The organism is Actinobacillus porcinus, assembly GCF_901764995.1.
In the GTDB taxonomy this organism is placed as follows: Bacteria; Pseudomonadota; Gammaproteobacteria; order Enterobacterales; family Pasteurellaceae; genus Exercitatus; species Exercitatus porcinus.
This window is the reverse complement of record NZ_CABFKI010000011.1, coordinates 1-26,656: the sequence shown is the minus strand read 5'-3', so window position 1 is coordinate 26,656 and position 26,656 is coordinate 1. Positions and strand designations below refer to the sequence as shown.

The 26,656-nt window shown below is 41.5% G+C and carries 33 protein-coding genes, 1 rRNA gene and 1 pseudogene; 20 read left to right on the top strand and 15 right to left on the bottom strand.

The features are described 5' to 3' along the window. Positions 1-15 precede the first annotated feature (15 nt). Positions 16-573: a 1,6-anhydro-N-acetylmuramyl-L-alanine amidase AmpD gene (ampD, locus tag E7T07_RS08480; RefSeq protein WP_135710721.1), complete on the bottom strand. Its 558-nt coding sequence runs from the start codon at positions 571-573 to the stop codon at positions 16-18. Between the two features lie 107 nt (positions 574-680). Here ampD and ppdD point away from each other — a divergent pair, with 107 nt between their 5' ends. The 7 genes from ppdD to E7T07_RS08445 all read left to right on the top strand — a co-directional run bounded on the left by ppdD (position 681) and on the right by E7T07_RS08445 (position 5,591). Beyond that, positions 681-1,124 carry a prepilin peptidase-dependent pilin gene (gene ppdD / locus E7T07_RS08475; RefSeq protein WP_135710720.1) on the top strand — a complete coding sequence of 148 codons (444 nt, stop codon included), beginning with the start codon at positions 681-683 and terminating at the stop codon, positions 1,122-1,124. 76 nt (positions 1,125-1,200) lie between these two features. Then, entirely contained in the window at positions 1,201-2,583 is a 1,383-nt protein-coding gene (locus E7T07_RS08470) for a GspE/PulE family protein (RefSeq protein ID WP_135710719.1), read from the top strand. Beyond that, on the top strand, positions 2,580-3,800 hold the full coding sequence (locus E7T07_RS08465; protein WP_135710718.1) for a type II secretion system F family protein: 1,221 nt from the start codon (positions 2,580-2,582) through the stop codon (positions 3,798-3,800). The genes E7T07_RS08470 and E7T07_RS08465 overlap by 4 nt, the downstream gene beginning before the upstream one ends. Further along, positions 3,797-4,471 (top strand): prepilin peptidase, encoded by a 675-nt coding sequence (locus tag E7T07_RS08460; RefSeq protein ID WP_135710717.1) that lies wholly within the window; start codon positions 3,797-3,799, stop codon positions 4,469-4,471. The genes E7T07_RS08465 and E7T07_RS08460 overlap by 4 nt, the downstream gene beginning before the upstream one ends. A 28-nt stretch (positions 4,472-4,499) precedes the next feature. Then, positions 4,500-5,117: a dephospho-CoA kinase gene (gene coaE, locus E7T07_RS08455; protein ID WP_135710716.1), complete on the top strand. Its 618-nt coding sequence runs from the start codon at positions 4,500-4,502 to the stop codon at positions 5,115-5,117. Continuing rightward, on the top strand, positions 5,111-5,317 hold the full coding sequence (gene yacG / locus E7T07_RS08450; RefSeq protein WP_246046207.1) for a DNA gyrase inhibitor YacG: 207 nt from the start codon (positions 5,111-5,113) through the stop codon (positions 5,315-5,317). The genes coaE and yacG overlap by 7 nt, the downstream gene beginning before the upstream one ends. Positions 5,318-5,327: 10 nt before the next feature. Continuing rightward, the gene (locus tag E7T07_RS08445; protein WP_135710714.1) at positions 5,328-5,591 is read left to right on the top strand and encodes a GNAT family N-acetyltransferase; all 264 of its coding nucleotides are present in this window, start codon (positions 5,328-5,330) and stop codon (positions 5,589-5,591) included. A gap of 87 nt (positions 5,592-5,678) precedes the next feature. On the opposite strand, the gene mutT is transcribed toward E7T07_RS08445, so the two are convergent. From mutT to secM, 3 genes are all read right to left on the bottom strand, one after another. Then, on the bottom strand, positions 5,679-6,083 hold the full coding sequence (gene mutT, locus E7T07_RS08440) for an 8-oxo-dGTP diphosphatase MutT (RefSeq protein ID WP_135710713.1): 405 nt from the start codon (positions 6,081-6,083) through the stop codon (positions 5,679-5,681). 65 nt (positions 6,084-6,148) lie between these two features. Beyond that, complete coding sequence (gene secA, locus E7T07_RS08435) at positions 6,149-8,854, bottom strand: preprotein translocase subunit SecA (RefSeq protein ID WP_135710712.1); 2,706 nt, start codon at positions 8,852-8,854, stop codon at positions 6,149-6,151. A gap of 108 nt (positions 8,855-8,962) precedes the next feature. After that, entirely contained in the window at positions 8,963-9,280 is a 318-nt protein-coding gene (gene secM, locus E7T07_RS08430; protein ID WP_135710711.1) for a secA translation cis-regulator SecM, read from the bottom strand. 96 nt (positions 9,281-9,376) lie between these two features. Between secM and E7T07_RS08425 the strand changes: the two genes are divergently transcribed. After that, positions 9,377-9,700, top strand: coding sequence for a DciA family protein (locus E7T07_RS08425; protein WP_135710710.1), 324 nt, complete (start codon positions 9,377-9,379; stop codon positions 9,698-9,700). A gap of 37 nt (positions 9,701-9,737) precedes the next feature. Here the strand turns inward: E7T07_RS08425 and gorA are convergent, their stop codons facing one another. The 7 genes from gorA to rlmN all read right to left on the bottom strand — a co-directional run bounded on the left by gorA (position 9,738) and on the right by rlmN (position 17,066). Beyond that, complete coding sequence (gene gorA / locus E7T07_RS08420; RefSeq protein ID WP_135710709.1) at positions 9,738-11,108, bottom strand: glutathione-disulfide reductase; 1,371 nt, start codon at positions 11,106-11,108, stop codon at positions 9,738-9,740. Positions 11,109-11,266: 158 nt separating this feature from the next. Then, complete coding sequence (locus E7T07_RS08415; RefSeq protein ID WP_135710708.1) at positions 11,267-11,881, bottom strand: YfgM family protein; 615 nt, start codon at positions 11,879-11,881, stop codon at positions 11,267-11,269. A gap of 10 nt (positions 11,882-11,891) precedes the next feature. Beyond that, the gene (hisS, locus tag E7T07_RS08410; RefSeq protein WP_135710707.1) at positions 11,892-13,163 is read right to left on the bottom strand and encodes a histidine--tRNA ligase; all 1,272 of its coding nucleotides are present in this window, start codon (positions 13,161-13,163) and stop codon (positions 11,892-11,894) included. 23 nt (positions 13,164-13,186) lie between these two features. Continuing rightward, complete coding sequence (ispG, locus tag E7T07_RS08405) at positions 13,187-14,302, bottom strand: flavodoxin-dependent (E)-4-hydroxy-3-methylbut-2-enyl-diphosphate synthase (RefSeq protein ID WP_135710706.1); 1,116 nt, start codon at positions 14,300-14,302, stop codon at positions 13,187-13,189. A gap of 8 nt (positions 14,303-14,310) precedes the next feature. Continuing rightward, complete coding sequence (locus E7T07_RS08400) at positions 14,311-15,258, bottom strand: RodZ domain-containing protein (RefSeq protein WP_135710705.1); 948 nt, start codon at positions 15,256-15,258, stop codon at positions 14,311-14,313. Between the two features lie 97 nt (positions 15,259-15,355). Continuing rightward, positions 15,356-15,907, bottom strand: a complete 552-nt coding sequence (gene pilW, locus E7T07_RS08395; protein ID WP_425455039.1) for a type IV pilus biogenesis/stability protein PilW — start codon at positions 15,905-15,907, stop codon at positions 15,356-15,358. 40 nt (positions 15,908-15,947) lie between these two features. Continuing rightward, positions 15,948-17,066, bottom strand: a complete 1,119-nt coding sequence (gene rlmN / locus E7T07_RS08390) for a dual-specificity RNA methyltransferase RlmN (protein ID WP_135710703.1) — start codon at positions 17,064-17,066, stop codon at positions 15,948-15,950. 317 nt (positions 17,067-17,383) lie between these two features. On the opposite strand from rlmN, the gene artP reads away from it, so the two are divergent. The 5 genes from artP to E7T07_RS08365 all read left to right on the top strand — a co-directional run bounded on the left by artP (position 17,384) and on the right by E7T07_RS08365 (position 20,808). After that, positions 17,384-18,118 (top strand): arginine ABC transporter ATP-binding protein ArtP, encoded by a 735-nt coding sequence (gene artP, locus E7T07_RS08385; protein ID WP_135710702.1) that lies wholly within the window; start codon positions 17,384-17,386, stop codon positions 18,116-18,118. Between the two features lie 8 nt (positions 18,119-18,126). Continuing rightward, positions 18,127-18,849: a transporter substrate-binding domain-containing protein gene (locus E7T07_RS08380; RefSeq protein ID WP_135710701.1), complete on the top strand. Its 723-nt coding sequence runs from the start codon at positions 18,127-18,129 to the stop codon at positions 18,847-18,849. Between the two features lie 3 nt (positions 18,850-18,852). Then, a complete protein-coding gene (gene artQ / locus E7T07_RS08375) occupies positions 18,853-19,524 on the top strand; it encodes an arginine ABC transporter permease ArtQ (RefSeq protein ID WP_135710700.1) in 672 nt (223 codons plus the stop codon). Beyond that, positions 19,524-20,207 carry an arginine ABC transporter permease ArtM gene (artM, locus tag E7T07_RS08370; RefSeq protein ID WP_135710699.1) on the top strand — a complete coding sequence of 228 codons (684 nt, stop codon included), beginning with the start codon at positions 19,524-19,526 and terminating at the stop codon, positions 20,205-20,207. Before artQ ends, artM begins: the two co-directional genes overlap by 1 nt. Before the next feature lie 142 nt (positions 20,208-20,349). Continuing rightward, positions 20,350-20,808, top strand: coding sequence for a surface-adhesin E family protein (locus E7T07_RS08365; RefSeq protein WP_135710698.1), 459 nt, complete (start codon positions 20,350-20,352; stop codon positions 20,806-20,808). A 58-nt stretch (positions 20,809-20,866) separates the two neighbouring features. Here the strand turns inward: E7T07_RS08365 and E7T07_RS08360 are convergent, their stop codons facing one another. Together E7T07_RS08360 and E7T07_RS08355 are read right to left on the bottom strand one after the other, a co-directional pair. Then, positions 20,867-22,048, bottom strand: coding sequence for a Wadjet anti-phage system protein JetD domain-containing protein (locus E7T07_RS08360; protein ID WP_135710697.1), 1,182 nt, complete (start codon positions 22,046-22,048; stop codon positions 20,867-20,869). Then, entirely contained in the window at positions 22,048-22,407 is a 360-nt protein-coding gene (locus E7T07_RS08355; RefSeq protein WP_246046206.1) for an SbcC/MukB-like Walker B domain-containing protein, read from the bottom strand. Before E7T07_RS08355 ends, E7T07_RS08360 begins: the two co-directional genes overlap by 1 nt. 127 nt (positions 22,408-22,534) lie before the next feature. Between E7T07_RS08355 and E7T07_RS08350 the strand changes: the two genes are divergently transcribed. The 7 genes and pseudogenes from E7T07_RS08350 to E7T07_RS11220 form a co-directional block, all read left to right on the top strand. Beyond that, positions 22,535-22,843, top strand: a complete 309-nt coding sequence (locus E7T07_RS08350) for a hypothetical protein (protein WP_135710696.1) — start codon at positions 22,535-22,537, stop codon at positions 22,841-22,843. Positions 22,844-22,847: 4 nt separating this feature from the next. Continuing rightward, the gene (locus E7T07_RS08345; protein WP_135710695.1) at positions 22,848-23,303 is read left to right on the top strand and encodes a gp16 family protein; all 456 of its coding nucleotides are present in this window, start codon (positions 22,848-22,850) and stop codon (positions 23,301-23,303) included. Positions 23,304-23,430: 127 nt separating this feature from the next. Then, positions 23,431-23,793 carry a helix-turn-helix domain-containing protein gene (locus E7T07_RS08340; protein WP_135710694.1) on the top strand — a complete coding sequence of 121 codons (363 nt, stop codon included), beginning with the start codon at positions 23,431-23,433 and terminating at the stop codon, positions 23,791-23,793. Continuing rightward, positions 23,794-24,285, top strand: a complete 492-nt coding sequence (locus E7T07_RS08335) for a phage exclusion protein Lit family protein (protein WP_246046186.1) — start codon at positions 23,794-23,796, stop codon at positions 24,283-24,285. A gap of 197 nt (positions 24,286-24,482) precedes the next feature. Then, on the top strand, positions 24,483-24,620 hold the full coding sequence (locus E7T07_RS10985) for a hypothetical protein (protein WP_167874950.1): 138 nt from the start codon (positions 24,483-24,485) through the stop codon (positions 24,618-24,620). Between the two features lie 192 nt (positions 24,621-24,812). Then, on the top strand, positions 24,813-24,998 hold the full coding sequence (locus tag E7T07_RS11225) for a hypothetical protein (protein WP_342773700.1): 186 nt from the start codon (positions 24,813-24,815) through the stop codon (positions 24,996-24,998). Between the two features lie 54 nt (positions 24,999-25,052). Continuing rightward, positions 25,053-25,118, top strand: a pseudogene (locus E7T07_RS11220) (Mor transcription activator family protein); the annotation flags it as partial. A gap of 50 nt (positions 25,119-25,168) precedes the next feature. Here E7T07_RS11220 and E7T07_RS11115 read toward each other — a convergent pair. Together E7T07_RS11115 and rrf are read right to left on the bottom strand one after the other, a co-directional pair. Then, positions 25,169-26,269 carry a DUF3375 domain-containing protein gene (locus E7T07_RS11115; protein WP_342773698.1) on the bottom strand — a complete coding sequence of 367 codons (1,101 nt, stop codon included), beginning with the start codon at positions 26,267-26,269 and terminating at the stop codon, positions 25,169-25,171. 243 nt (positions 26,270-26,512) lie between these two features. Beyond that, a 5S ribosomal RNA gene (gene rrf / locus E7T07_RS08320) occupies positions 26,513-26,628 on the bottom strand. Positions 26,629-26,656 lie beyond the last annotated feature (28 nt).

The window sequence follows — 26,656 nt, the reverse complement described above, 5'->3', positions numbered from 1 at the left end:
CATCGCTATTTTCGATTACAACGCCCCCAAATAGCCATCCCAATCAAAATACTGCCCCGGATCGATTTTTCGCCCTGGGGAAATATCACAATGCCCCACAATACGTTCTTTCGTAATGTTAGGATAAGCCGCTTGGATAGCTTTGGTTAAAGCGATCAACGCGTCATATTGCGCCGCCGTAAAAGGTTGTTCATTGCTGCCTTCTAATTCAATGCCAATGGCAAAATCATTGCATTTTTCACGCCCTTCAAAACAAGAAACCCCGGCATGCCAAGCGCGGTCATTAAAATTCACATATTGCGTCACACGCCCATTACGTTCAATTAAACAATGAGCAGACACCCGAATTTGATAAATTTCTTCAAAATAAGGGTGTTGCGTAGGATCTAATTTGCCTTGAAAAAAATCGTCAATAAATCCACCGCCAAATTCTTCAGGCGGCAAACTAATGTAATGAATAACGAGTAAGGAAATATCTTGTTTATCCGGTCGCGGATCAAAATGGGGAGACGGAACTTTTCGCACCGTTTCTAACCAACCATGACGAATTTTAGGCAATGTTTTTGTCGGCATAATACTTATTTTTGTGATCTTCATTCCAAAATTGAAAGCGTTATTTTGACAGGATTTACACTTTATTTCAAAGTGCGCCCACCATTTATCATTAAAAGGAAAACACCATGAAATTTAACCGCACTTCATTAACCTTCAATATACGTAAAGGCTTTACCTTGATTGAGTTAATGATTGTTATCGCCATTGTGGCTATTCTCGCCACCATTGCCATTCCGTCTTATCAAAACTACACCAAAAAAGCGGCGATTTCCGAACTATTACAGGCATCCGCGCCTTATCGTTCCGAAGTCGAACTTTGTGTTTATAACACGGGCGCTGCCACCAACTGTACCGCGGGCAGCAATGGTATTCAAGCCAATAACACCGGTTTAGGGAAATATGTCGCCAGCGTCAATGTAGCGGCCGGCGTAGTCACAGTAAAAGGGAAAGGCTCTCTTGATGGCGTAAGCTATACCTTAACGGCAAGCGGAAATGCCTCAAGCGGCGTCACTTGGGCAACGGTATGTACCCCTGATTCCAGTATTTTCCCATCAGGTTTTTGTAACTGATTTTTGGGGAACGCATTAGGGTAACTCATTTTTACCGCTGTTTTTTTATTCTCAATTGTTTATACAGGATAATGCCATGCCGATCGCTACAACCGCTGACGGAAAACAAATGGAAATTTCACCGCACTTATGGGCGAAAAATCAGGATCAACAACATCTGTTGATCCGCTATTTTGCCTTGCCCTTAAAAGAGACGGAACAAACGCTTTGGCTTGGCATAGACAGCTTAACCAATATTTCCGCCTGTGATACCTTTTCCTTTCTCGTGGGAAAAACCGTTGAGCCCGTGTTGCTATCTACGGCAGAATTAAAAAAACAGCTGCAATCCCTTGCACCACAGACATATCAAGTGGAAGAAAACCCGGTTTTCTATCATATTGAGCAAAATACAGACGCAGAAATCGCACAAAAAACCGATGAACCCGTTATTCAGCTGTTAGATCGTATTTTTGAGCAAGCATTGCAACAGCAGGCCTCTGATATTCATTTTGAACCCCAAAGCGCCCAGTTGCAGGTGCGTTTTCGTATTGACGGCGTATTGCAAACGCAATCCCCCATTTCACAGGCATTGTCTCAACGCGTGATTTCTCGTTTAAAACTACTGGCGAAACTGGATATTGCGGAAACGCGGTTGCCACAAGATGGACGATTTCATTTTAAAACCACCTTTTCCGATGTGTTGGATTTTCGTCTTTCCACCTTGCCGACACCCTTGGGTGAAAAAATTGTGTTGCGTGTTCAGCAAAATAAGCCGGTGACCTTCGCCTTTGCGGATTTGGGGATGACCGCCCAACAACAGCAAACTTTTCAACGCGCCTTAATGCAACCGCAAGGCTTAATTTTGGTGACAGGCCCAACCGGTAGCGGAAAAAGTATTTCCCTTTACACCGCACTTTCCTATCTTAACACGCCGGATAAGCATATTATGACCGCAGAAGATCCTATTGAGATCGAATTAGCGGGTATTATTCAAACCCAAGTTAACCTGCAAATTGGATTAGATTTTAGTCGGTTACTTCGTACGTTTTTGCGTCAAGATCCTGATGTCATTATGTTGGGGGAAATCCGTGATGAAGAAAGTGCGACCATGGCATTACGGGCGGCGCAAACAGGGCATTTAGTGCTATCCACCCTACACACCAATGATGCACCATCCGCGATTTCTCGCTTATTACAATTAGGTATTCAACGTCATGAAATTGATAACGCATTACTGCTTGTCATTGCGCAACGCTTGGTGCGGAAACGTTGCCAAAAGTGCGGTGAGAAAATGGAAAGTTTATGCGATTGTCATCAAGGCTACAAAGGGCGTATCGGAGTTTATCAATTCTTACAGCCAACCTCTGACGGCAATTTCCAAACGGATTTCCCTTCGCTTTATCAAGCAGGGCTGATGAAAGTGGCGGATCACACGACAGATTTAGCCGAACTGCAACGGGTTTTAGGAAGTGAAACATGACATTGAAAAGCTATCGTTGGAAAGCGAAAAATCGCCTAAACCAAACACAAAAAGGTATGTTGGTGGCTGAAGATGAAATTCAGGCAAAACAAGCATTATTTAAACGTGGTTTACACCAAATTCAGCTACACCAAAATTGGCCACTCTCAACAAAACCGAAAAATGCCGAAATTTGCGATCTGTTGCAACAGTTGGCGACATTACTCAACGCTGCGGTTCCCTTAAAAAATGCGTTGCATATTTTATTACAAAACTGCACCAATATTTCTCTCAATCAATGGTTACGCCATTGCATCGCGGATATTGAGCGTGGTTTATCATTCTCACAAACCTTAGAACGCCAAGCCTTATTTTTAACGACTCAGGAAAATCAGTTAATTAAAGTGGGCGAAATGACAGGTAAATTAGCCACGGTGTGTACCCAAATCGCCACTCATAAACAACAGGCACTCGTACTACAACGCAAAATCCAAAAAATCTTGCTCTATCCTATGATGGTTTTGGGAATTTCATTGTTACTAACCATGCTGTTATTAATTTTTATCGTGCCACAATTTGCCGAAATGTATGGTGACAATCAAACCCAGCTACCGACTTTCACTGCCATTTTGCTTAGTTTGTCCCATGGCTTGCAGCATTATTTTTGGCTATTGGTGAGTCTACTCACAATCGCGTTTTTCATACTCAAATATCAACTTCGCCATTCGGTTCAACTGAATCACTACAAAGCGAATCTGATTTACAACCTGCCGATTTTAGGAAACATTACCGCATTGGCGCGATTAATTCGCTTTTGCCGAAGCCTGCAATTAATGTTGCAATCCGGCGTGCCACTCACTCAAGCGTTACAATCTTTTTTGCCCCAAAAGAAAAGTTGGCAAACCAAAACGCCTTGGCAAGGGGATCCCATTTTAATTCAAGAAGTGGACGCTATGTTGCAGTGGATTACGCAGGGCTATGCCTTTTCTGACAGCGTAGGTTCAGGTTTATTTCCCATGCAAGCCCAACAAATGTTACAGGTTGGCGAGCAATCGGGGCAGTTAAGCCAAATGTTGAAACATATCGCCGAGACTTATCAACAACAATTGGATCACCAAATTGATCTGCTGTCTCAAATGCTCGAACCCTTACTGATGGTCATCATCGGCGGACTAATTGGCTTAATTATGTTGGGCATGTATTTACCGATTTTTAACATGGGATCGCTGATTCAATGATGTATTTTCTTTGTTTTGCGTTAAGTGGTTGTATGGGATTAGCAGCACACCATTATGTCACCCATTTTGCCCAACAGCTCACGCTCAATATTTATGCAAGTTATTGTGAAATTTTCCCTGAAAATCCACCACCGTTTTTACCCCAAAATGCGATATTAAAGCCCATAAAGTGCGGTAAAAAATGGCTGAGTTTTTTAACTGCAGGAACGATATTTGCTCTCAATAACCTGATTGTTAGTCGCCCGATCTTCGCGCTCATGATAAGTGCGGGATTGATACTCCTTTTTGTGATTGGGCTGATTGACTGGCATTACAAATTAATTTCCCCCGCCCTATGCCAGCTATTGCTTGGTATCGGCTTGGGATCCGCTTATTATCAAATCATTTCGCTCCCCCTAGAGCAAAGCCTTTTTTCCGCGGGAATAGGCTTTGGGCTGTTTTGGGGGATTTTTCATATTTCAACATGGTATTACCAAAAAGAAGCCTTTGGACGTGGTGATTACTGGTTAATTGCGGCACTAAGCAGTTTTTTACCTTGGCAACTTTTACCGCTCTTTATTTTTCTCGCTTGTCTCAGCGCCATCGGCTATGCCTTAATCAGTCGCACCACCATTATTCCTTTTGCGCCCTTTCTGAACCTTGGGGCAATGATTGCCTTTGTGATAGGATAAGCAAAATATAAACATTGAAGGATGAATTATGCGTTATGTGGTTGGATTAACAGGGGGGATTGGTAGCGGCAAAAGCACCATTGCCAATATATTCGCCGAACTCGGTGTACCTATTGTGGATGCGGATGTGGTAGCGCGGCAAGTGGTAGAAAAAGGCTCACCGTTATTAGCCCAAATTGCGGCTCACTTTGGTGAACAGGTATTAACCGAACAAGGCGAACTCAATCGTGCGGCATTGCGTGAGTTAGTATTTCACAATGAAGCTGAAAAAAACTGGCTTAATGAACTTTTACATCCTGCCATTCGTACCGAAATGCTGGCTCAACTACAAGCGCAAACCGCGCCTTATGTGTTATTTGTCGTCCCGCTGCTCATTGAAAATAACCTGTGCGAACTTTGTGATCGTATATTGGTGATTGATGTTAAACCAGAAACCCAATTACATCGTGCCAGTCAGCGAGATAACAATAACATTCAATTAATTCAACAAATTATGAATGCCCAAGTAAGTCGTGAAACACGATTGCGCTATGCGGATGATGTAATTAATAATGATACCGAACAAGCGGAAAGTGCCGATACGTTACGCGAAAACGTGTTAAAATTACACCGCACTTATTTGAAATTAGCCAAGGAAAAATTATGACCGAAACCTTTACTGTGGAATGTCCAACTTGTAAAAAATCCGTAATCTGGTCAACACAAAGCCCTTATCGCCCTTTTTGTAGCAAACGTTGCCAGCTTATTGATTTAGGCGAATGGGCAGATGAAGAAAAAGCCATCCCTTGTGATACCGCGGATTTTGCGAGTAATCCGGAATTTTCTGACGATTGGACCAGCCGTTAAGGAAAGAGAAATGAACATTCAACATCAACAACAGGACGAACAAGGCGCGTTTTTTCTCTTAGATGAGAACGGTAATAAAATAGCGGAACTCACTTATTTTTTTGAAAACGCTAACACCATTAACGCCAATCATACCTATGTATCCGAAACCCTGCGTGGGCAAGGCGTTGCCGATAAGCTCTATCAGGCGTTACGCCAATTTGTGCAAACCAACGCTCTCCATCTTCATCCCACTTGTAGCTATATCGCCAAGAAATGGGAAAGAGAGCATTAATGCGCTCATAGATTGCTAACAAAGTTCATCTTTGAGAAATAACCTAGCACGAGCCGTGCTAGGTTGTTTCTCAGCGCATCAATACGCTCAATGAGTTTCTGCTAATAAACGTTGAATTAATTTCGAATTTGCGGGTGGAAATTGACCCGCATCCAATTCTCGTTGATCTAGCCAGAACCCCTCTTGCCCTTCGCGCCCAAAGGGTTCGCCCAACCATTCTTCCACAAGATAGAAATGGAAATGCAGCACTTTATTTGGATACTCAAACAAAAACTGCTCATACAACACCGCACTTAATACGTGGATCCCGATTTCTTCCTCTAACTCACGTTTCAGTGCGACTTCAGGGGTTTCGCCTGCATCCACTTTTCCCCCGGGGAACTCAAGAGACTGTGCAAAATCCTGCCCTTCTAATCGTTGGGTCAAATAAATTTGACCAAATTCATTACGGATGATGCCGGCTGCAACATGTATTACTTTTTTCGTATCCATATTTTTATTGTTCTATATCGATGAAAAATAAAAAGTGCGGTCAAAAACGACCGCACATTAAAGGGTTAATAATTCGCACGATTACCGTGGCAATGTTTATATTTCTTACCCGAACCACAAGGGCAAGGTTCATTGCGTCCGATTTTACGCTCACTTTCAGCTATCGCAACATCTTCGTTAGTCGCTTCCGTTTGACCGTTATATTCCATGGCTTGCGCCTGACGTTGTGCCTTTTCTTGGTACGCTTGTTCAACTTGCTCCACTTCGTCTGCTGAACGAACCTGTACTCGGCTTAAAATACGAATAACATTCAGTTTCAAGGCATCAAGCATATTGGTGAACATCTCGAAAGATTCGCGTTTATACTCTTGTTTCGGATCTTTTTGCGCATAGCCACGTAAATGAATCCCTTGGCGTAGATAATCCATCGCGCTTAAATGCTCTTTCCATAGCTCATCAAGGGTTTGCAACATAATGTCTTTTTCAAAACGTCTTAAGGTTTCCGCACCGGCTAAGGCTTCTTTTTTACGATATTCTTCTGTCGCTATTTCAATAATGCGCTCGCGTAAATGATCTTCATGGAAGTTTTTATCTTCTTCTAACCAATGCGCAATCGGTAAATCAAGCGCAAAATCGCTACGTAAGCGGTTTTCTAGCTCAGGGATTTTCCATTGTTCTTCCACAGATTGTGGTGGCACATATTCATCAATCACCGCGTTAAACACATCTTGACGAATGACATCAATGGTTTCTGAAATATCTTCGTTATCAAGTAATGTATTACGTTGTGCATAAATCGCATGACGTTGGTCATTCGCTACATCATCATATTGCAATAAGTTTTTACGTCCATCAAAGTTGTGCGCTTCCACTTTGGCTTGCGCTTGTGCGATCACTTTCGCCAATAGTTTCGATTCCATCGCTTCGCCTGGGGTGCTGAATGCACGGCGCATCATATTTAACTTGCCTTCGTTCAAGTAAATACGCATTAACGCATCATCTAACGACAAATAGAAACGTGAAGAACCCGGGTCACCTTGACGGCCTGAACGACCACGTAACTGGTTATCGATACGGCGTGACTCATGACGTTCTGTTCCGATAATATGTAAACCACCGGCTTTCATCACCGTATCATGACGTTCTTGCCATTGCGCTTTAATGGCCGCAATTTGCTCTTCCGTTGGATTGTCTAATTTCGCCACTTCCGATTTCCAGTTACCGCCTAATACAATATCCGTACCACGCCCCGCCATATTGGTAGCAATGGTTACCGCACCGGGATAACCGGCGTTGGCAACAATTTCCGCTTCTTGCGCGTGGAATTTCGCATTCAATACGCTATGCTTGATGCCCGCTTTATCCAATGCGGCCGACAAGGCTTCCGATTTTTCAATCGAGATAGTCCCCACTAACACAGGCTGATTTCGTGCCACACAATCTTTAATGTCTTCAATGATCGCATCAAATTTATATTGTTCATTCTCAAACATAACGTCAGTACGATCATCGCGAATCATCGGGCGGTTTGTTGGAATAACAATAGTTTCCAAACCATAAATTTGTTGGAATTCAAAGGCTTCTGTATCCGCCGTCCCTGTCATCCCCGCTAATTTTTCGTATAAACGGAAATAGTTTTGATACGTAATAGAAGCGACAGTTTGGTTTTCAGATTGAATGTTCACCCCTTCTTTCGCTTCAATAGCTTGGTGTAAACCATCTGACCAACGGCGACCTGCCATTGTACGGCCTGTATGTTCATCAACAATCACCACTTCACCATCTTTTACCACATAATCCACGTCTTTTTGGAATAAGGTGTGGGCGCGCAATGCCGCGGTAATATGATGGAATAAGGTTAAGTTTGCCGGTGAATATAAGCTTTCATTTTCGCCCATCAAACCTTGAGCGATTAACCAGTTTTCACATTTTTCTAAACCACGTTCCGTTAAGTTCGCTTGTTTGTTTTTCAGGTCTAACGCATAGTCGCCATCCCCTTGGAATTCATCGCTATCTTCTTTCTCTTGCTCAACTAAATTTGGAATTAATTTATTGATTGCAAGATAAAGCTCTGAGCTGTCTGCGGCAGGGCCTGAAATAATTAATGGTGTACGTGCTTCATCAATTAAAATGGAATCCACTTCGTCCACTAAAGCATAATGCAACGGGCGTTGGAAACGATCTTGCGCACTGTGCGCCAAATTATCGCGTAAATAGTCAAAACCTAATTCGCTGTTAGTGGCATAAGTAATATCTGCTTTATAGGCTTCACGTTTTACTTCAGGTGGCAAACCCGGGATATTCACCGCCACCGTCATACCAAGGAATTCAAAAAGCGGACGGTTAGTTTCCGCATCGCGGCGCGCCAAGTAATCATTCACCGTCACCACGTGAACGCCTTTTCCTGTCAATGCATTCAAATAGCAAGGCAAGGTTGCAGTTAATGTTTTCCCTTCCCCTGTACGCATTTCCGCAATACAACGACTGGTCAACACCATACCGCCAATTAACTGCACGTCAAAATGACGCATACCAAGCACACGCTTACTGGCTTCACGCACGGTAGCAAAAGCTTCCGGCAATAATTGTTCAAGGGTTTCCCCGTTCGCTAAACGCTCACGAAATTCTGCGGTTTTGGCTTTTAATTCTTCATCGCTCAATGCTTCAAAAGTCGGTTCTAATGCATTGATTTTTTTTACATCTTTATTTAAACGGCGTAAAACACGCTCGTTACGGCTACCAAAAATTTTTGTAACAATTGTTCTTAACATAATGATTTTCTTAATTTTCTAATTCAATAAATGACAATACACTTATTATTTAGCTCTCGCCATAAAATAATAAGCGGCACAATAAGATCTCTCTAAGATCTGAGATAATTAAGAAAAATAGGGGCTACCACGAATAGGCGCATGCTTTGCAAAAATTTGTGTGGCAAAGTGCGGTAAAAATTGAGATTGTTTTTCAGATTGGAAGATAGGATGAACGCCTTGCGTTCGTTGTAATTGTTGCTGTTGAACAAAAGTTGAACGAACAACTTGAGTTTGAATCGGTTGATTTTGATACTCTAAACGCGGCAACTCCGCCGGTTCAACACCCTGTACTTGCGGCAACGCAAAAAGCGCAATCATACTAAAAAGTATGTGCGACCAAAAATACGTCCGTCCTTGTGCCGTGCGATGATAGAGATTATTCAAAATCAACTCGTGAAATTAGTAAAAAATTGGTCGAATTATAACGGAAATTCGCTAAAATGTGCAGTAAATATTAGGGGAATATAAAAAAGCAAATTTATGGAAAAAATGAGACGCTATCAAAAAGCCATGAATATTAAAGATCTGCTTGAAACATCCAGCTTGGCAGATGTAATGAAAAAAGGTTTGTTAATCAATGAGATAAATCAACACATCAAAAAGATATTTCCCATTCAATTTGATGGCTTGTATCAAATCGTTAACTTTGGCGAAAAATGTTTAAATATTGACGTGGCAAATGCGATGGTTCGTCAAAGTTTTTTATTCCGCCAGCAAGAATTAATCCAATTGATTCAACAGCAATATCCAAGTATTGAGACACTACAATTTAGCATTAACCCTCAACTTGGGAAACACAAATAAAATAGCCGCCGAAGCGACTATCTTAACCTTAGCTCATTTAACGCATGGTCACAAATTCTTCCGAACCTGTCGGGTGAATTGCCACGGTATTATCGAAATCTGCTTTGGTTGCGCCCATTTTAATTGCGACTGCAAAGCCTTGGATCATTTCGTCCACGCCAAAACCAATACCGTGCAAGCCTACAATTTTTTCTTCTTTGCCTACACAAACTAACTTCATACGGCAAGGTTGGCGATGTTGTGTGACCGCCGTGTACATGGCGGTGAAAGAAGATTTGTACACTTTCACATTTTCTGCCCCGTACATTTCAATGGCTTTCGGCTCGGTTAAGCCAATGGTACCAATTGGAGGATGACTGAATACCACCGTTGGAACAAGATTGTAATCCAAGTGTTCGTTTGGTTTATTATTGAATAAACGTTCCGACAAACGGCGACCCGCTGCCACTGCCACCGGCGTTAATTCAATACCGCCTTCAATAATATCGCCCACTGCATAAATACCGTCCACATTGGTATTTTGGAATTTATCCACTTTGATAAAACCACGTTCGTTGGTTGCCACACCTGTTGCTTCCAAGTTGATCACATCCGTTGCAGGCTCACGACCAATTGCCCAAACCACACAATCTACGTTGGTTTCACGTCCATCTTCTAATTTCAACGTCAAAGAACCGTCTGCATTTTTCACCACTTCTTGCGGAATAGCTTTGGTATGCAGTTGAATCCCGTCTTGCGCTAAGACTTCAAGCAAAGTTTCCACGATTAACGGATCTTGATTGCGCAACGGCGCATGTTGACGCACAAATAAATGACTTTCCACGCCAAGGCTATTAAATACCCCCGCCAGCTCTACGGCAATATAACCTGCACCAACGATTGCCACGCGTTTTGGCAATTCAGTCAAGGCAAATACGCCGTTTGAATCAATGCCATATTCCGCCCCTTTTACCTTTGGAATACTCGGACGACCACCCGTTGCGATCAAAATATGATCCGCCGTCACTTGCTCCGTTGAACCGTCCGCATAATGCACTTCCACGGTTTTCGCATCCACAAATTTAGCGAAACCATTTAACACATCCACATTATTTTTCGCTAACACATTGTTATAAGAAGTATGAATACGACCAATATAGGCTTGACGGCTTTCCACCAATTTCGCGAAATCAAAGTTATTTACGGTAACATCAAAACCATAATCAGGCGCATAACTCTTAATCGCTTCCGCAATTTGCGCGCCATAAAACATCACTTTCTTCGGTACACAGCCTACATTCACGCAAGTTCCGCCTAAATGTTTCGCTTCAATAATCGCACATTTTTTACCATAACTCGCCGCACGGTTAATAGACGCAATACCGCCCGAACCACCACCGATAGCTAAATAATCGTAATGTTTTGTCATAATTCAGTTTCCTATCTACAATAAAAATTACGGTTATTCTGCCGAAATTGAGTGAAAAAGGCAAAAGTCTAAATAGATTATTTTAATTGATATTACCAATCCAAAAATAAAAAAGGCTTGAGATATTTTACCCCAAGCCTTTCAATACAATAACAAAACTACAAATTATTTAACCGCACTTGCAGCCATTCTTGCTCTAATGACGAAGCGTTTTTTTGTGCTTGTTCATAGCTTGCTTTGGCGGCGGCTTTGTCGCCTTTTGCTGCTTGAATATCACCGATTAACAATAGCTTACGTGCTTCTAGCGAAGTGTCTTTTACTTGATTATTTAACGTTGCCAATGCGGCATCGGTTTCATTAAGTTGTAGTTGTACGCTCGCTAAACGCAATGCTGCTAAAGAAGCTAAAATATCGTCCGGGGCTTCAGTGATTGCTTGTTGCAACGCGGCTGCTGCTAATTGATAATCTTTAGCTTCAACAGCAAGTTTTGCTTTTTCAAACAATGCCAAGGTTGCATAAGCCGTTTTGTTGTGCTCTTTTGCAAACGCATCGATTTCTGCATTTTTCGCTTCTGCCGATTGATTGCTTAAAATAATTTGATCGTATTGGGCAGAAATTTCTTGTGTTTTAGTTACTTGATGATCCTGCCAGTAACGCCAACCAAAAGAGCCGGCTAATGATAAAACCACCACCGCAATAATGGTCTTATAGTTATCTTGCCACCAAGATTTTAATTCGTTGAGTTCTTGTTCTTCAAAACTTGTTAATGCCATTTTTTAGTCCTTAAAATGCGTTTTTTAAATAGGTCACCACATCGGCTGCGGCAATGGTTTGTTGTTCTGCGCCGCCGAGCAAATCTTTTACCACCACTTGGTTATTTTGTACTTCGCTTTCACCAATGACTAAGGCAAATTTTGCACCGCTTTTATCCGCACGTTTAAATTGTTTCTTAAAGTTGCCGCCTGAGCAATGCGTCATCACGCGTAAGTGCGGTAATTCTGAACGCAGTTTTTCCGCTAATTGGAACGCGCTGACAGTTGTGCCTTCACCGGCAAAAACAAGGTAAATATCCACCGCACTTGGCAGTGCAATGTCTTTGTTTACTTCTTGCACTAGCAACACTAAACGTTCTAAGCCCATAGCAAAACCAACGCCCGGTGTAGCGTGACCGCCAAGCTGCTCTACTAAGCCGTCATAACGTCCACCGCCACAAACAGTGCCTTGTGCGCCTAATGCCGTTGTAACCCATTCAAACACGGTTTTGTTGTAATAATCTAAACCACGCACCAATTTTGGATTGATTTCATAAGCCACACCAACCGCATCCAACAGTGCACAAAGTTGTGCAAAGTGTTCGCGACTTTCGTCATCCAAATAATCCAACAGTTTTGGCGCGTTATCTAATACTTTTTGCAATTCAGGATTTTTGGTATCCAAAATACGTAATGGATTTTTCACCAAACGCTCTTTTTCTTCTTCGCTTAAAAGTGCGGTGTGATTTTGCAAAAATGCCACTAATGCTGAACGGTAATTGGCACGCGCTTCAAGGGAACCGATAGAGTTCAATTGCAAGGTCACGTCTTTGTCGATACCTAATTCTTTCCATAAACGTGCGGTTAAAATAATCAATTCCGCGTCAATTTCAGGATTGCTGATACCGAAAATTTCTACACCGGCTTGGTGGAATTGGCGATAACGTCCTTTTTGTGGACGTTCGTGGCGGAACATTGGCCCCATATACCATAAACGTTGCTCATTGTTATAGCTCCAGCCATTTTCAATCGCCGCGCGCACACAACCTGCCGTTCCTTCCGGGCGTAAAGTTAATTGTTCATCATTATCCCAGAATGTGTACATTTCTTTAGAAACTACGTCCGTCACTTCGCCGATTGCCCGCGCGAATAATGGCGTACTTTCCACAATCGGCATACGCACTTCTGAGTAACCATAATTGACTAAAACGGACCGCACTTTGCCTTCAACCCATTGCCACAATGGCGTTTCTGTGGGTGAAGTATCGTTCATACCGCGGATTGCTTTAATAATATTTGCCACACTTTATCCTTTTTTCATTAATGTTATTCGCTTTGAGAAATGTCAATGCGTTGTTCTTTCATTGCGACTTTGGCGCGAATTTTCGCTTCTAATTGGTTGATCATATCATCGTTGTCAAAACGTTCTTTTTGACGTTCGCCGTTGAGATAAAAACCGCTTTTCTTATTACCGCCTGTAACCCCCAGCTCAGATACTAAAGCTTCACCAGGCCCGTTAACCACACAGCCAATAATGGAAACGTCCATTGGGGTAATAATATCTTCAAGGCGTTGCTCAAGGGCATTCACCGTGCCAATTACATCAAATTCTTGGCGTGAACAAGTTGGACAGGCGATAAAGTTAATACCACGAGAACGGATACGCAATGACTTCAGAATATCAAAGCCGACTTTGACTTCTTCCACAGGGTCTGCCGCCAAGGAAACCCGTAACGTATCGCCGATACCTTCCGCTAAAAGCATCCCTAAACCCACCGCACTTTTTACTGCGCCGGCACGCGCACCGCCTGCTTCAGTAATACCTAAATGCAATGGCTGTTTAATGGCTTTCGCCAGTAAACGATAACTTTCCACTGCTAAAAAGACATCGGAAGCTTTAACGCTCACTTTAAATTGGTCAAAGTTCAAACGGTCTAAAATTTCCACGTGACGCAATGCGCTTTCAAGCAAGGCTTCAGGTGTTGGCTCGCCGTATTTTTCTTGAATATCTTTTTCCAAAGATCCTGCATTAATCCCAATTCGGATTGGAATATTTTTATCTTTCGCACAATCAACTACCGCACGAATACGATCTTCTCGTCCGATATTGCCCGGGTTAATCCGTAAACAATCTACACCATATTCCGCCACTTTTAAGGCGATACGATAGTCGAAATGAATATCGGCGACCAATGGCACGTGCGCTTGTTGTTTGATCAACTTGAAAGCTTCTGCCGCTTCCATCGTTGGCACAGAAACACGGATAATATCTGCGCCTACGCGCTCAAGGGCTTTAATTTGTGCCACGGTGGCTTCCACATCTGTGGTGCGCGTATTGGTCATCGATTGTACCGCAATCGGTGCATCCCCACCGATGGGTACATTTCCTACATAAATTTTTGTCGATTCACGACGTTTGATAGTGGGTTTAAATGCTGACATTGGACTTCTTATAATTTAAATTTTGCAATTCGACCATCCACTTTAAGCGGATAATCTTCGCCTTTGTAAGTGATTTTAACATTGCTTGGCGCGCCAATAATAACTGAATAAGGACCTTTGTGGTCAAAAGACAGGATTTCACCTTTTTTATATTCTTTTTCAGCCAGTACTTTGCGATTCGCATCTTTGACGCTAATCCAACTGGTTGCTGTCACCACTTCAATATGCAAATCACCTTGAACATTTGCCGCCGGCTGATTTTCTTGTGAATTTTCCACCGCACTTTCCTTCGCCGCTTGTTCATTCATCATTGGATTAGACGAATTTTGTTCGGTAGCGGGTTGAGTAACAGGTTCAGCTTGCACCATTTCTGCTGATGCTTGAGCAGGTACTTCTGTTTGCGGTAATGCTGATGTTGCGCTATCCGTATTATTTAATACCGTAGCAGCCGGTGACGGCAAGGCAACATTGTTATCAGGGTTATCAGAAACACTGTTTTCGCTTGGCGTATAATTTTGCACAAGGGTATCACGTTCAGTGTTAGATTGCTGATAATTTTCCCACCACCAAAGCACCGTCATACCAATCACCACTGCAACCACGCCTGTTGTGAAATAGCCAACCCAACGACTGTGTGAATGGGGATTGGTTACACGCTCAACACGGGCAATGCGATTAAAGTCATGTTTGGTGGTATCCCCTAAATTCGCAATAGTCGTCTCCCAAATCTCTTCGGGTAATTTAAGAAATTTGGCATAAGTACGGATATACCCTTTCATAAAAGTTGCGGGAATATTCTTGTGAGAAAAGTCATTGTTTTCAATATACTCGAGAATTTTGACGCGCAAGTTAATTTTATTTGCCGTATTCTCTAAGCTTAACCCCATTTTTTCACGAGCTTGACGAAATTGCTCGCCTACAGATAATTCTGTCGTTAATTGTTCTGTTTCTGCCATAAAAAGTGCTAACTTTAGTAAAGAAATGATCCGCTAAAGTTTAAATATGAAAAAGGGCTTTTGCAACAGTTATTACCTAAATTGACAAAATTAGCTGTTATTTCAGGCGAGTTTTCAGTTGCATTGCACGTGCAGGGGCTATTTTCTCGAGTTTTTGGATATTTTCTTGATAAATCATAGGGTTATTCTGTTCATAAGCGCAAAGTGCAAGATTTTCAAAGGTATCCGCTTGATGATAATAATTAGGGGTAGTCAAGGCTTGTCGAAATTGCGTATAAGCACGTTCAAAATGGCCTTGTTCACAAAGAAATGTTCCATAGTTATTCAGCACATCCCCTTGTTCAGGATTTAAATCAATAGACTTAATATAGGCTTGGTCTGCTTGCTCTATCAGCCCTTGCTTTTGATAAAAATAAGCTAAGGCAGAATGGACAAGATAATAATCAGGGGCATAACTTAGGGCTTTATCTAAATTCAGTTTTGCTTGCGCGAGATCTTGTTGATACAAATAACCAATAGCCAGTTCAACGCGCGCTTTGGCGGCCTGTTGTTTATCAAATGTTCCATTGGGTGCGCTTGAAACGCAAGCGGTAAGAAGTAATGCCCATAAAAAGTGCGGTTTAATTTGGGCGATTTTTAATCTTTTCATCATCTCTCCTAAATCTAACCGCACTTTAATTGCATTTACATTATGCACGTACCGCGACATCAATAGTCTGACCAAATTGACGTTTTTGCGCCGTACGTTTGGTGCGGTCAATAACATCACCTGCGAGTTGCCCACAAGCAGCATCAATATCATCACCTCGTGTTTTACGCACAATCACCGTAAAACCGTATTCCATTAAGGTTTTCTGGAAGCGGTCAATGCGACTGTTTGAGCTTTTCGCATAAGGTGCTTCAGGGAACGGATTCCATGGAATTAAATTAATTTTACATGGTGTATTTTTTAACACTTCCGCTAACTGGTGTGCATGTTCCGTGCCATCATTCACGTGATCTAACAAGACGTATTCGATGGTGACTTTCCCGTGATTCGCGTTAGATACACTCAAATAACGGTTCACACTATCCATTAACATTTTGATGTTATATTTTTTGTTGATCGGCACAATTTCATCGCGCAATTCATCATTTGGTGCGTGTAATGAAATCGCCAACGCCACATCGATCATTTCCGGTAATTTATCTAATGCGGGAACAACGCCTGAAGTCGAAAGGGTGACTCTGCGCTTGGATAAACCGTAAGCAAAGTCATCTAACATAATTTCCATTGCAGGCACAACGTTAGCCACATTTAACAAAGGCTCTCCCATGCCCATCATGACCACGTTCGTAATAGGTCGAACGCCTGTTACACCGAAATTCCCGATAATTTTTGACGCACGCCAAACTTGTCCAATAATTTCAGACACCGTTAAATTGCGGTTAAAACCTTGTTGCGCTGTTGAACAGAACGTACAAGCCAAGGCACAGCCCACTTGCGAAGAAACACAAAGAGTTGCGCGATCCGCTTCGGGAATATAAACGGTTTCAACCTGTTGATCCCCAACTTGCATTGCCCATTTGATCGTACCATCGGCGGAGCGTTGTTCCACCGCCACTTCTGGCGCTTTAATTTCGGCAACTTCTTTTAATTTTTCACGTAACTTCTTGTTAATATTGGTCATATTATCGAAGTTATCTTCGCCAAAGTGGTAAATCCATTTCACTAATTGATCGGCACGAAAAGGTTTTTCACCCAATTCTTTAAAAAATTCGCGCATTTGCTGGCGCGTTAAATTCATTAAGTTAATTTTTTCTGACATATCGCCTCGTTATTACACCTTACGGCAGGAAAATCGTAGGCGGCGATTGTACAGATTTCATGCGAAATAATCTATCAATATTTCCAATTTCCACCAAGCTTGACCGCACTTTTTTGGAATGAAGATCACAAAAATAATAAAAAAACCGAAATATCCTATGATTTGACAAGCCCACCAAGCATCATTTCAGCGTTGTACAAGTGCTATATGATACTGCTGTGATTTTTCATGCATAAATCTCTTTTTATATTGCATATTTATGCAAAAAAAAGTAATATATTTTCAATTTTCCTTTATCTTGATAACGTAATTTTACCATGACCATTAGTGTTAAAAATCTCAATTTCTTTTACGGTTCCGCGCAAGCCTTATTTGACATTAACTTAACGGCGGAAGATGGCGATACCGTTGTATTGCTTGGGCCAAGTGGTGCAGGAAAAAGTACCTTAATCCGAACCTTGAACTTACTTGAAGTGCCTAAATCGGGCGAGCTAAATATCGCCAACAGCACGTTTGATTTATCAGAAAAAATGGATCAGAAGAAATTGCTTCAACTGCGTAAAAACGTGGGCATGGTGTTTCAACAATACAACTTATGGCCGCATTTTACGGTGTTGGAAAATCTGATCGAAGCCCCGATGAAAATTTTGGGCGTTAGTGAAGCGGAAGCCAAAGCGCAAGGGATTGAATTACTGAAACGCTTGCGTTTAGAAGAGCATGCGGAACGTTTTCCGTTGCAACTTTCCGGCGGTCAGCAACAACGGGTGGCGATTGCGCGAGCATTAATGATGAAACCGCAGGTATTGTTATTCGATGAACCCACTGCGGCACTCGACCCTGAAATTACGGCGCAAATTGTGTCTATTATTCAAGAATTAAAAGAAACCGGCATTACCCAAGTCATTGTGACCCACGAAGTCGGTATGGCGCGTAAAGTGGCCACAAAAGTGGTGTATATGGAACGCGGCCATATCATTGAAATGGGCGATGCAAGTTGCTTTGAAAATCCAAAAACGGAACAGTTTAAACAATATCTATCCCACTCTGAATAGGAGATTCTATGAAAAAATTACTTTTAACCGCACTTTTAGCCACCACCGCATTGGGCGCACAAGCACGCGACATTCAATTTGCGATGGAACCAAGTTACCCACCTTTTGAATTAACCAATGAAAAAGGGGACATTATTGGTTTTGATGTGGATATTGCCAATGCAATTTGTAAAGAAATCCAAGCAAACTGCTCATTCAAAAGCCATTCTTTTGACGGCTTAGTTCAAGCGATTAAACAAAAACGTATTGATGCGGCTATTTCAGCGATGGACATTACAGAAGCGCGGTCAAAACAAGTGCTGTTTAGCGATGCTTATTATGACAGCTCAGCGAGTTTCATTGCGGTCAAAGGTAAAGCGGATTTAACGACTGCGAAAAATATCGGTGTACAAAACGGTACAACCTTCCAACAATATATTGTGGCAGAAGCAACGCAATATACGCCTAAAGCTTATGCATCTTTACAAGATGCGATCTTAGATTTGAAAAATGGTCGTATTGATATCATCTTCGGCGATACTGCCGTGCTAGCTGATATGTTGAGCAAAGAAGCGAACTTAACCTTTGTCGGTGATAAAGTAACCAACCCGAAATATTTTGGTAATGGTTTAGGTATCGCGGTTAACAAAGGGAACAAAGACTTAGTTGAAGAATTAAATAAAGGCTTAGCAACCATTAAAGCCAATGGCGAATACCAAAAAATTTATGATAAATGGATGACCGCAAAATAAGCCATGTTCTTTGAATATCTTCCTTTAATGAAATCTGCAACCCTAATGACCTTAGGGCTTGCAGTTTCGTCTTTGATTGTGGGTTTGCTGTTATCCATGCTTTTTGTTGTCCTTGAAACCAACAAATTTGCTTGTGTCCGCAAACCCGTTTCTGTTGCTATTGCCCTATTACGTGGGCTACCTGAAATTATTGTGGTGTTTTTAATTTATTTCGGTGCAACCGAACTGGTTGAACTCATCACGGGCGATTACGTTGAATTTAGTGCTTTCGGTTGCGGTGTGACTGCATTATCGCTCATTTTTGCTGCGTATGCTTCTCAATCCTTACGTGGAGCCATTCAGGCGATTCCCCTTGGACAATGGGAAAGTTCCGCCGCATTAGGTTTAAGCCGTAGTTATGCGTTTTTCCATATCATCATGCCGCAAGTTTGGCGTCATGCCTTACCGGGTCTGAGCAACCAATGGCTCGTATTACTAAAAGATACCGCATTAATTTCATTAATCGGTGTCAGTGACTTAATGCGCCAAGCGGAGCTAATTAATACGAACACCCACCAACCCTTTACATGGTATGGGTTAGCCGCGTTGATTTATTTAGTGATCACAATTATTAGCCAAGTGTTTATCCGCAAACTGGAATTACGTTTCACGCGTTTTGAACGAGGAGTTCACTAATGTTTTATGAATATCTCAAAGTCATTGCGCAAGGTATTCCAACCAGTTTGGCGCTCACCGTAGTGGCACTCATTGTCGCCTTTATTTTGGCGGTGTTTTTCACTTTTTTATTATCACTAAATAATAAAGTACTAAAAAGCGCGGTGAAAATTTTTGTCATTTTATTCACCGGCACCCCATTGCTCGTGCAGTTTTTCCTGATTTATGCAGGGCCCGGACAATTTCAGTGGATTGTTGAAAGCCCTATGTGGGGATTGCTCTCTGACGCATGGTTCTGTGCGATGTTAGCCCTTGCGCTAAACAGTGCCGCCTATTCAACACAGCTATTCCACGGTGCAGTAAAAGCCATTCCGAAAGGACAGTGGGAAAGTTGTGCCGCCTTAGGATTAAGTCGTTTACAAACATTAAAAATCTTAATTCCCTATGCCTTGCGCCGTGCATTGCCATCCTATAGCAATGAGATTATTTTGGTCTTCAAAGGTACGTCTTTAGCATCGACCATTACCATTTTAGATATTATGGGATATGCGAGACAACTTTATGGTACTGAATATGATGCGCTGACAATATACAGCATTGCCGGGCTGATTTATTTAATCATTACAGGCATTGCCACTTTATTGTTACGGAAACTGGAAACAAAAGTACTCTCTTTTGAACGATTAGAAGTCGAAAAAGCCTAATGTCCAAGCGATTTGCACCGGCAAATCGCTTTTTTAATACGACAAGGATGAAGAAATTAGTAGTTTCAAAGCAAACCTATTTGTGACACAATAAGAATACCCTTAATGAACCAACCTAGATTTATGGTTTAAGGAGCCTACCATGAAAAAAGTGATGACTATTTTACTTGCTCTGATTCTCGCAAGTTGCGCAGCAAAAGAAACTAAAAAAATGCCCAACATCCCACTTGAACCGCCTCAAGTAGTAGAGCAAGGCTATCTAAAAATCTCACAACAAGCACATTATTATGCGGATATTAATTCTGTATGGGCGGAATCCGGTAAACGACATCTCGTTTATTTTGATATTGTAATCAATATGACAAAAGGGCTTTATAATTTTGATGACCCAACAATCTATGCAAAATCAATGCGCCAATCCAAAGTAATCAACTGTCAAACTTATCAATTGACCCAATTAAATACGGATTATTATTCTGATTTTTGGGGCAAGGGCGAACGTTCTTCTCTCAAAAAACAACGCCAACGCACCATCAAGCTAAGAAAAGGTTCTTCCCTTTATACATTAAGCGAGATTTTGTGTGTTAACTTAATGCGCTAGTTGATATTAAGGTGTAATAGACAAATCCGCCTATTACACCTTTTTACACGACTTTGCACTACGTCCTTTTCAGCCAATTTAACAAGCAGCCTTCAATATAATCCGCGCTAATTCGCTCTTGCTCTAAACGTGTTTTACCGTAGTCTCCTTGCCTTAGGCGTTGAAATAACTCTTGTTCTTCGGCGGTTAAATTGGGTGGAATTTGGTTCAACGCTTGTGGTTCATCGACCATTCGTCCTTGAAACTTCAGTATGGTTTGTTCATCCATCATAAGTGCGGTCAAATTTGGGCAACGTTCTCGCGCTAAACTCAAAATATGAAAGCCATCGCCGTCTATATCGCCCCAGTAGCCGATTTTTTTATTTATCAACCAATCTGCTGCCAGCCAAGCAACATTTTTTCCGCCACCGGCGACGGCTATCGTATTCGTAAGGGTTGGCAAAGCCAAACAAGATTGTTCATTTTCCACAATCAAAATTCTTTCGGCGGGTAGCACATAATCCCATAAGGTTTCCGAACTTAAACGCAACAACGGCAGCCCACCTAAAGCCTGTTGGGTTTTAGGGCAAAGGGGCTTAACTAATAGCCAATCTTTGGGTTTGGCTTTGCAATTGAGCCAACTTAAAAGCCCCTGTTCTTTCACTGCCCCTTTATAAAGCACATCCAACACATCTTCCAGCAAGCGAAAATGTCGCTCCACAAATTTTGTGTCAACACCAATGAGTGGCAATGCACGCAAATAATCGCCATGCCCCATTTGTGGTTTGAGTTGTGGTACTAAATTACGAAATAAGGCAAGATCTTCAGGTGAAAATGCTTCAATTTGCTCTAAATGATCGATAAAAACATTAAATAATGACGATTCTGCAGGTAATGTTTCCAGCAAAAATGCCAATTTGGTTTTCCAACTTTCAAACTGGCTTTTAGCCTTTTCTCCCAATACTTCAATCAAATTATCCCAATTGGGAATGATCCATTTGGTCGGCACTTGCTGCGCGCCAAAATGACGATATTGCCGCGTAGTCCATTGAACCTGAAAATAAGCAGGTTGATGTTGCCAAGCAGTGACAAATTGTTCAAAAAGTGCGGTCTGTTTTAACAATAAATTGCCACTTTTGGGCGGTTTGAGCGCAATTTCAATGGGAAATGCCCGCTCGCCTTTTAGCCTTGCTCGACACTGCGTGCGGTTTTGCCACTCTTTTTGATACAGTTGGGCAATGGCTTGCTCGGGTAAAATCACTAAATAACCTCAATGCCTAATTTATTCAACGCTTGCTGCTGCTTTTCTGCTTGCTGACGATCCAGCTCTTGCCAAGTCATTTCACACAAACGGCTCTCATGTTTGTCAGGATCCCGTTCTGCAATCAGCAAGCTTTTTGCCGATTCACGGGCTAAATCAATATTCTTAAATGGCGTAATTAAATTGACATGAATATGCAAGGCTTTAAACACACGCAAAACACGGCGGCTCACAGTTTCCGCTGTATTGGAAAAGGCTTCGTCTAAGAATACAGAGCAATACACCGGACGATCACAATGATCCGGGGTTAAAACATAAGCCAAACTTGCCGCCATAATCACGCCGGCAAAAACGATCATCACAGCAAATCACTTCGGGTTTAGATGACAAAATTCAAGATGCCGACAAGCTCTTAACGCTTGTAGGGCGTGATTTAAAAAAGCTGCATAACTATGTAAAAAAAGTCGCTGAATTAAGGAGAAAAATATGGAAGTAAAAGTATGTGTAGAAGTGATTTTTGAAGATGAATGCGATAAAGATAATCTTGTGATTAATGCCAAAACAGATGTTTTAGGTGGCAAGATTGGGCGTTTTAATTGGGAAGGTAACACATTTGATGAGGTAGAGTTTTACCGTGATTTATTAAATGGTGACCAAATGGTCTTTTTGTTAGACCGAGATAAAGGAATGGAAAAAACGAAATCCGCTATTTTTTTAACATTAAAAGATGTCATTGATGAGATTAAATTTGATGAGTCTTTATTAGAAGAAAACGATACTTTTTTTGAGGCGTGACTTTATGCACGACACCAAACCAAAGCTAATCCAGCTCATACACATTGCCAAGCAAAAACTAGCAATGGATGAATTTAGCTATCGTGCAATGTTGGAACGACTAACAGGCAAGGATAGCACCAAGGCAATGAGCGTCACAGAGTTGATGAAAGTGATGCAAGAATTGGAACAAAAAGGCTTTAAGAAAACCGTAAAACGCCAACACTCACCAAGCTCAAAAAGTGCGAGAGTAACAAGCAATATTGCAACGAAAATTCGAGCTATTTGGATTGAAATGCACAAGCAAGGCATTATCCGAGACGGCTCGGAACAGGCGTTAAATAAATGGGTTCGCAGTATTGTGAACCCGATTTTAGAACACCGAGATCTGCCCATTGTGTTAAATGTGCAATCGCTGAATGACCAAATGGCGAGCCTTGTTTTAGAACGGCTAAAACAATGGCGGAAACAACTCATATAGATAGCCACTGAAAGGTGGCTTTATTGTGTGAAAAAATTTAACTAAAATGGTTGAATTTAATATTTAATTTAGGTATTATTAAAACGTCACTAAAAAGTGACTTGATTATCATTAGGAGAATTACATTATGGCACTTACAGAATTCGGCAAAGCTGTTCGTAAGGCTAGAATTGATGCCAACGAAACTTTGCTTACAATGTCTCAGGCATTAGACACTACCCCAGCATATTTGAGCGGGTTGGAAACGGGGAGTAAAAAAATTTCGAAAAAATGGGTTGTAGCAATTTCTCGTTTCTTTAAAGAAAAAGGTATTGAAATTACAAACTTGCAAAAATTAGCAGATGTTTCTAACCAAAATGTTCCTCTTGAAGGTTTATCTGAGCATCATAAAATGCTTGTTGCTGGATTCGCTAATTCTCGTTATACAGCTCAGGAATTAGCTCAAATTTCAGAATTATTAACTCGTATTAGTCACGAAAAAGGAGAGTAAATGGTTACATACGAATTACGTGGAAATAGGGTTCATCCTATGCAAGAAGTAGAAATAGCATCCATTGCTTTAAATTTTTGTAATGAGTTTGCATTGAATAAACGAATGCGAAAGAAATGTGAACGAGTCTTCCAACAAATCGAAGAGAGAAGTAATTTTATTATTAACTTATCTGTAAAATCAGATGAAGAATGGAAAAAATCAACGGAAAATTTGACTCGCGGTCATTTTGATCCGAGTACGTTTACAGTAACTATTCCAGAAAAAACGTACCGCCTTGCTTGCCGCGGGGATAAAACCGCATTGTTTATTATCTTTCACGAATTTGGACATTTATTTCTAGGTCATCGAGCCGTATTACATAATGCCAAAAAACCGCCAACGAAGAATGAAGATGCAGAATGGCAAGCCGATACTTTTGCGGACATTGTACTAGAACGATTAGGATTTTACTATTCAGCACAGTTAGAATTCGATTTTGATGGAATGTAAAAACCCAACTCATAAGAGCTGGGCCTTTGGATAGTAAATAATACGCCAATATTAATTACTATGTATAGTTCCCCATCCGCTGTACACAATGCACACAAAAGAAGAACACCTTTGAAAACGGTAAATTATTCTAAAACAAATTGTGTGTTGTTGTCCATAGATAAGTGATGGTAACTTATCAAATGGAGATTAGTCTTATGGCTACAACTATTTGTTCTAAATGTGGTCGTGTTTGCCCGCTCATTTTCCGCTGGACTCGTGAAGATCCGAGAACTGGTGCGATTATCAGAGCAAAACATCGCCCAATGCCCATTCCACAATGTGACTGTAAATAATTATTTAAAACACCCGAAAGGGTGTTTTTTATACATCAAACCAAACTTTTTTAACCGCCAGGAATGGCGGTTTTTCTTTTTAAATTCATTATGTTAAGTGATTTTCCATAGAAAGTGCGGTGAAAAAATTCCACGCATAGCGGAATAGTTTTGCTATCATTTATTTATGACGGATTAAACTGGGGGAATAAAATGGATAAGCAAACCGATCTTTTTGCCGAAGACCACGCTTTTGTGGGAGCGTTGTTTGATAATTTAGATCATATTCCCGATGTGGAAATTGCCAATATTTGGCCGACTACCTTGGCAGATCTAGTGGAAGTGGTGCGTACGGAATTATGTCGTCAAGGTTTGGAAGATAAAGCCGCCAAAGTGTAAGCCGGCAAAATCACAGGTGTGATTGCCCACTATCTTGGCGAACAGACTATTTATATGCCCTCAGGCGACCGCTTAAAAATCGCCTTGCGTGATGCACAGATTTACCAAGAGTTCACGGGTAATAATGTTCATGAGTTGATCCGTAAATATCGTTTGTCGCAAACACAGATTTATGAGATTAAACGCATAGATTGGGGAGATGAAATAACAATAGGGCCGACCGGTAAAGAAAGTGCGGTGCTTTTTTGCAATAAATTTTCCACACCGCCAAATTCTAGTGCCAATTTTTCCAATTGGCTAATGAGCCGATCAACCGCTTGGTTTTCTTGCGCCTGACCGCTTTCAATATAAGCTCGTAACTCTTGCTCTGTACGGCGGCGAATACGGAAAATCCGTTGACTTTCATTATTAAGCTCGTTCATGAGTTGTGCCAAGAAACGAGACTGATTAGCCAAAAGATGTTGCGATACGCTGTCATTTTCCAATAACAGTCGAATTTGCTCACGGAATTCTGTGGCACGATTGGCATCACAAAGTAGCTGGAAAAAGCCTTCAAACGCATTACCTGCTTCGGTTTTTGCCAGTAATTCTTCTTTTTCCATTATGGATTGCAACACCTTGCCCCGTGAGCTATCTTCTGCAATCATTTGAATACGTAGTTCTTGATCAAGATGGCGGATTTCTTCTTCCAACAGACGAAAATCCCCTGTTAACAAGGAACAAAGCTGATAAATTTCCCGAATTCGTTCGCGCTTGGTATTGTCATCTAATTCCACCAAAATACCTGCTTGCAACGCATCAATTTCACGCTGAATTTCTGCTTTCTTCTGCTCTAACAAGGCAAGGCGATCATCCGTATTACTGCTCAACGCCACCACAAAATCTCGCACTGCATCTTGCACAATTCTCAGATGAGATGCTGTCGTCCCCGTGGCACGCTCTTCTAATTGGCGAGCAAAACGCAATGCCGTTTGAACGGCATCGGTTTTGGTGAGTTGGTTATCCATTTCCCTTAACCAACCTTGGCGAATCCATTGATTTAGGTAAGTATTGGCATTAGTTTCCGTTTCCCAAATCCCCAATTCGCGACTACGCTCAATTTCGGCTTCCAATAATAAACGCGCTTGCCCATACTCTACTTCGTTTTCATCTGAAAATAAGGACTCGATAAACGCTAAAATATAAGGTGCATTATCCGCACGCAATAACGACCACGCCCGATGTTCCGACAATAGGCGTTTGTATTTGGCTTGAAGAGATTGAAAGGTCAAAGAAATCCCCTTGGTTTATCGAAGCTCAAATTCCATCTATCTACTAGGCCGATTTCATAGAATTACGCTAGTCAGCGTTAATTTAAGCTTAATATTATTTAAATTGTTTTTCAGGTGTAACACAGAAATTGTGACTGATTGATCAAATACAATTTTGCCTACTATATTTCTCTTATTGTAGTTATTATAGTTTCTAAATGCAAAAAAGCCCGAGTATTTCTACTCGGACTTCTCTCTATACCTACCTGGCGGTGACCTACTCTCACATGGGAAATTCCCACACTACCATCGGCGTTACGGCGTTTCACTTCTGAGTTCGGCATGGGGTCAGGTGGGACCACCGCACTATCGCCGCCAAGATTATTCTTTTGATGACTTTATCTTAAT

Excerpts from the sequence above, each read along its gene's own strand:
- gorA (WP_135710709.1), bottom strand. The coding sequence starts at position 11,108 with ATGACAAAACATTACGATTATTTAGCTATCGGTGGTGGTTCGGGCGGT.
- mutT (WP_135710713.1), bottom strand. The coding sequence starts at position 6,083 with ATGGATACGAAAAAAGTAATACATGTTGCAGCCGGCATCATCCGTAAT.
- E7T07_RS11225 (WP_342773700.1), top strand. The coding sequence starts at position 24,813 with ATGGATAAGCAAACCGATCTTTTTGCCGAAGACCACGCTTTTGTGGGA.
- E7T07_RS08380 (WP_135710701.1), top strand. The coding sequence starts at position 18,127 with ATGAAAAAATTACTTTTAACCGCACTTTTAGCCACCACCGCATTGGGC.
- E7T07_RS08335 (WP_246046186.1), top strand. The coding sequence starts at position 23,794 with ATGGTTACATACGAATTACGTGGAAATAGGGTTCATCCTATGCAAGAA.
- E7T07_RS08460 (WP_135710717.1), top strand. The coding sequence starts at position 3,797 with ATGATGTATTTTCTTTGTTTTGCGTTAAGTGGTTGTATGGGATTAGCA.
- ppdD (WP_135710720.1), top strand. The coding sequence starts at position 681 with ATGAAATTTAACCGCACTTCATTAACCTTCAATATACGTAAAGGCTTT.
- E7T07_RS08470 (WP_135710719.1), top strand. The coding sequence starts at position 1,201 with ATGCCGATCGCTACAACCGCTGACGGAAAACAAATGGAAATTTCACCG.
- ispG (WP_135710706.1), bottom strand. The coding sequence starts at position 14,302 with ATGTCAGCATTTAAACCCACTATCAAACGTCGTGAATCGACAAAAATT.
- ampD (WP_135710721.1), bottom strand. The coding sequence starts at position 573 with ATGCCGACAAAAACATTGCCTAAAATTCGTCATGGTTGGTTAGAAACG.
- rlmN (WP_135710703.1), bottom strand. The coding sequence starts at position 17,066 with ATGTCAGAAAAAATTAACTTAATGAATTTAACGCGCCAGCAAATGCGC.
- E7T07_RS08425 (WP_135710710.1), top strand. The coding sequence starts at position 9,377 with ATGGAAAAAATGAGACGCTATCAAAAAGCCATGAATATTAAAGATCTG.
- artM (WP_135710699.1), top strand. The coding sequence starts at position 19,524 with ATGTTTTATGAATATCTCAAAGTCATTGCGCAAGGTATTCCAACCAGT.
- pilW (WP_425455039.1), bottom strand. The coding sequence starts at position 15,907 with ATGAAAAGATTAAAAATCGCCCAAATTAAACCGCACTTTTTATGGGCA.
- artP (WP_135710702.1), top strand. The coding sequence starts at position 17,384 with ATGACCATTAGTGTTAAAAATCTCAATTTCTTTTACGGTTCCGCGCAA.
- E7T07_RS08340 (WP_135710694.1), top strand. The coding sequence starts at position 23,431 with ATGGCACTTACAGAATTCGGCAAAGCTGTTCGTAAGGCTAGAATTGAT.
- coaE (WP_135710716.1), top strand. The coding sequence starts at position 4,500 with ATGCGTTATGTGGTTGGATTAACAGGGGGGATTGGTAGCGGCAAAAGC.
- E7T07_RS08355 (WP_246046206.1), bottom strand. The coding sequence starts at position 22,407 with ATGATCGTTTTTGCCGGCGTGATTATGGCGGCAAGTTTGGCTTATGTT.
- E7T07_RS08365 (WP_135710698.1), top strand. The coding sequence starts at position 20,350 with ATGAAAAAAGTGATGACTATTTTACTTGCTCTGATTCTCGCAAGTTGC.
- E7T07_RS08465 (WP_135710718.1), top strand. The coding sequence starts at position 2,580 with ATGACATTGAAAAGCTATCGTTGGAAAGCGAAAAATCGCCTAAACCAA.
- E7T07_RS08350 (WP_135710696.1), top strand. The coding sequence starts at position 22,535 with ATGGAAGTAAAAGTATGTGTAGAAGTGATTTTTGAAGATGAATGCGAT.
- secA (WP_135710712.1), bottom strand. The coding sequence starts at position 8,854 with ATGTTAAGAACAATTGTTACAAAAATTTTTGGTAGCCGTAACGAGCGT.
- E7T07_RS08415 (WP_135710708.1), bottom strand. The coding sequence starts at position 11,881 with ATGGCATTAACAAGTTTTGAAGAACAAGAACTCAACGAATTAAAATCT.
- E7T07_RS08445 (WP_135710714.1), top strand. The coding sequence starts at position 5,328 with ATGAACATTCAACATCAACAACAGGACGAACAAGGCGCGTTTTTTCTC.
- E7T07_RS10985 (WP_167874950.1), top strand. The coding sequence starts at position 24,483 with ATGGCTACAACTATTTGTTCTAAATGTGGTCGTGTTTGCCCGCTCATT.
- E7T07_RS08400 (WP_135710705.1), bottom strand. The coding sequence starts at position 15,258 with ATGGCAGAAACAGAACAATTAACGACAGAATTATCTGTAGGCGAGCAA.
- artQ (WP_135710700.1), top strand. The coding sequence starts at position 18,853 with ATGTTCTTTGAATATCTTCCTTTAATGAAATCTGCAACCCTAATGACC.
- E7T07_RS08345 (WP_135710695.1), top strand. The coding sequence starts at position 22,848 with ATGCACGACACCAAACCAAAGCTAATCCAGCTCATACACATTGCCAAG.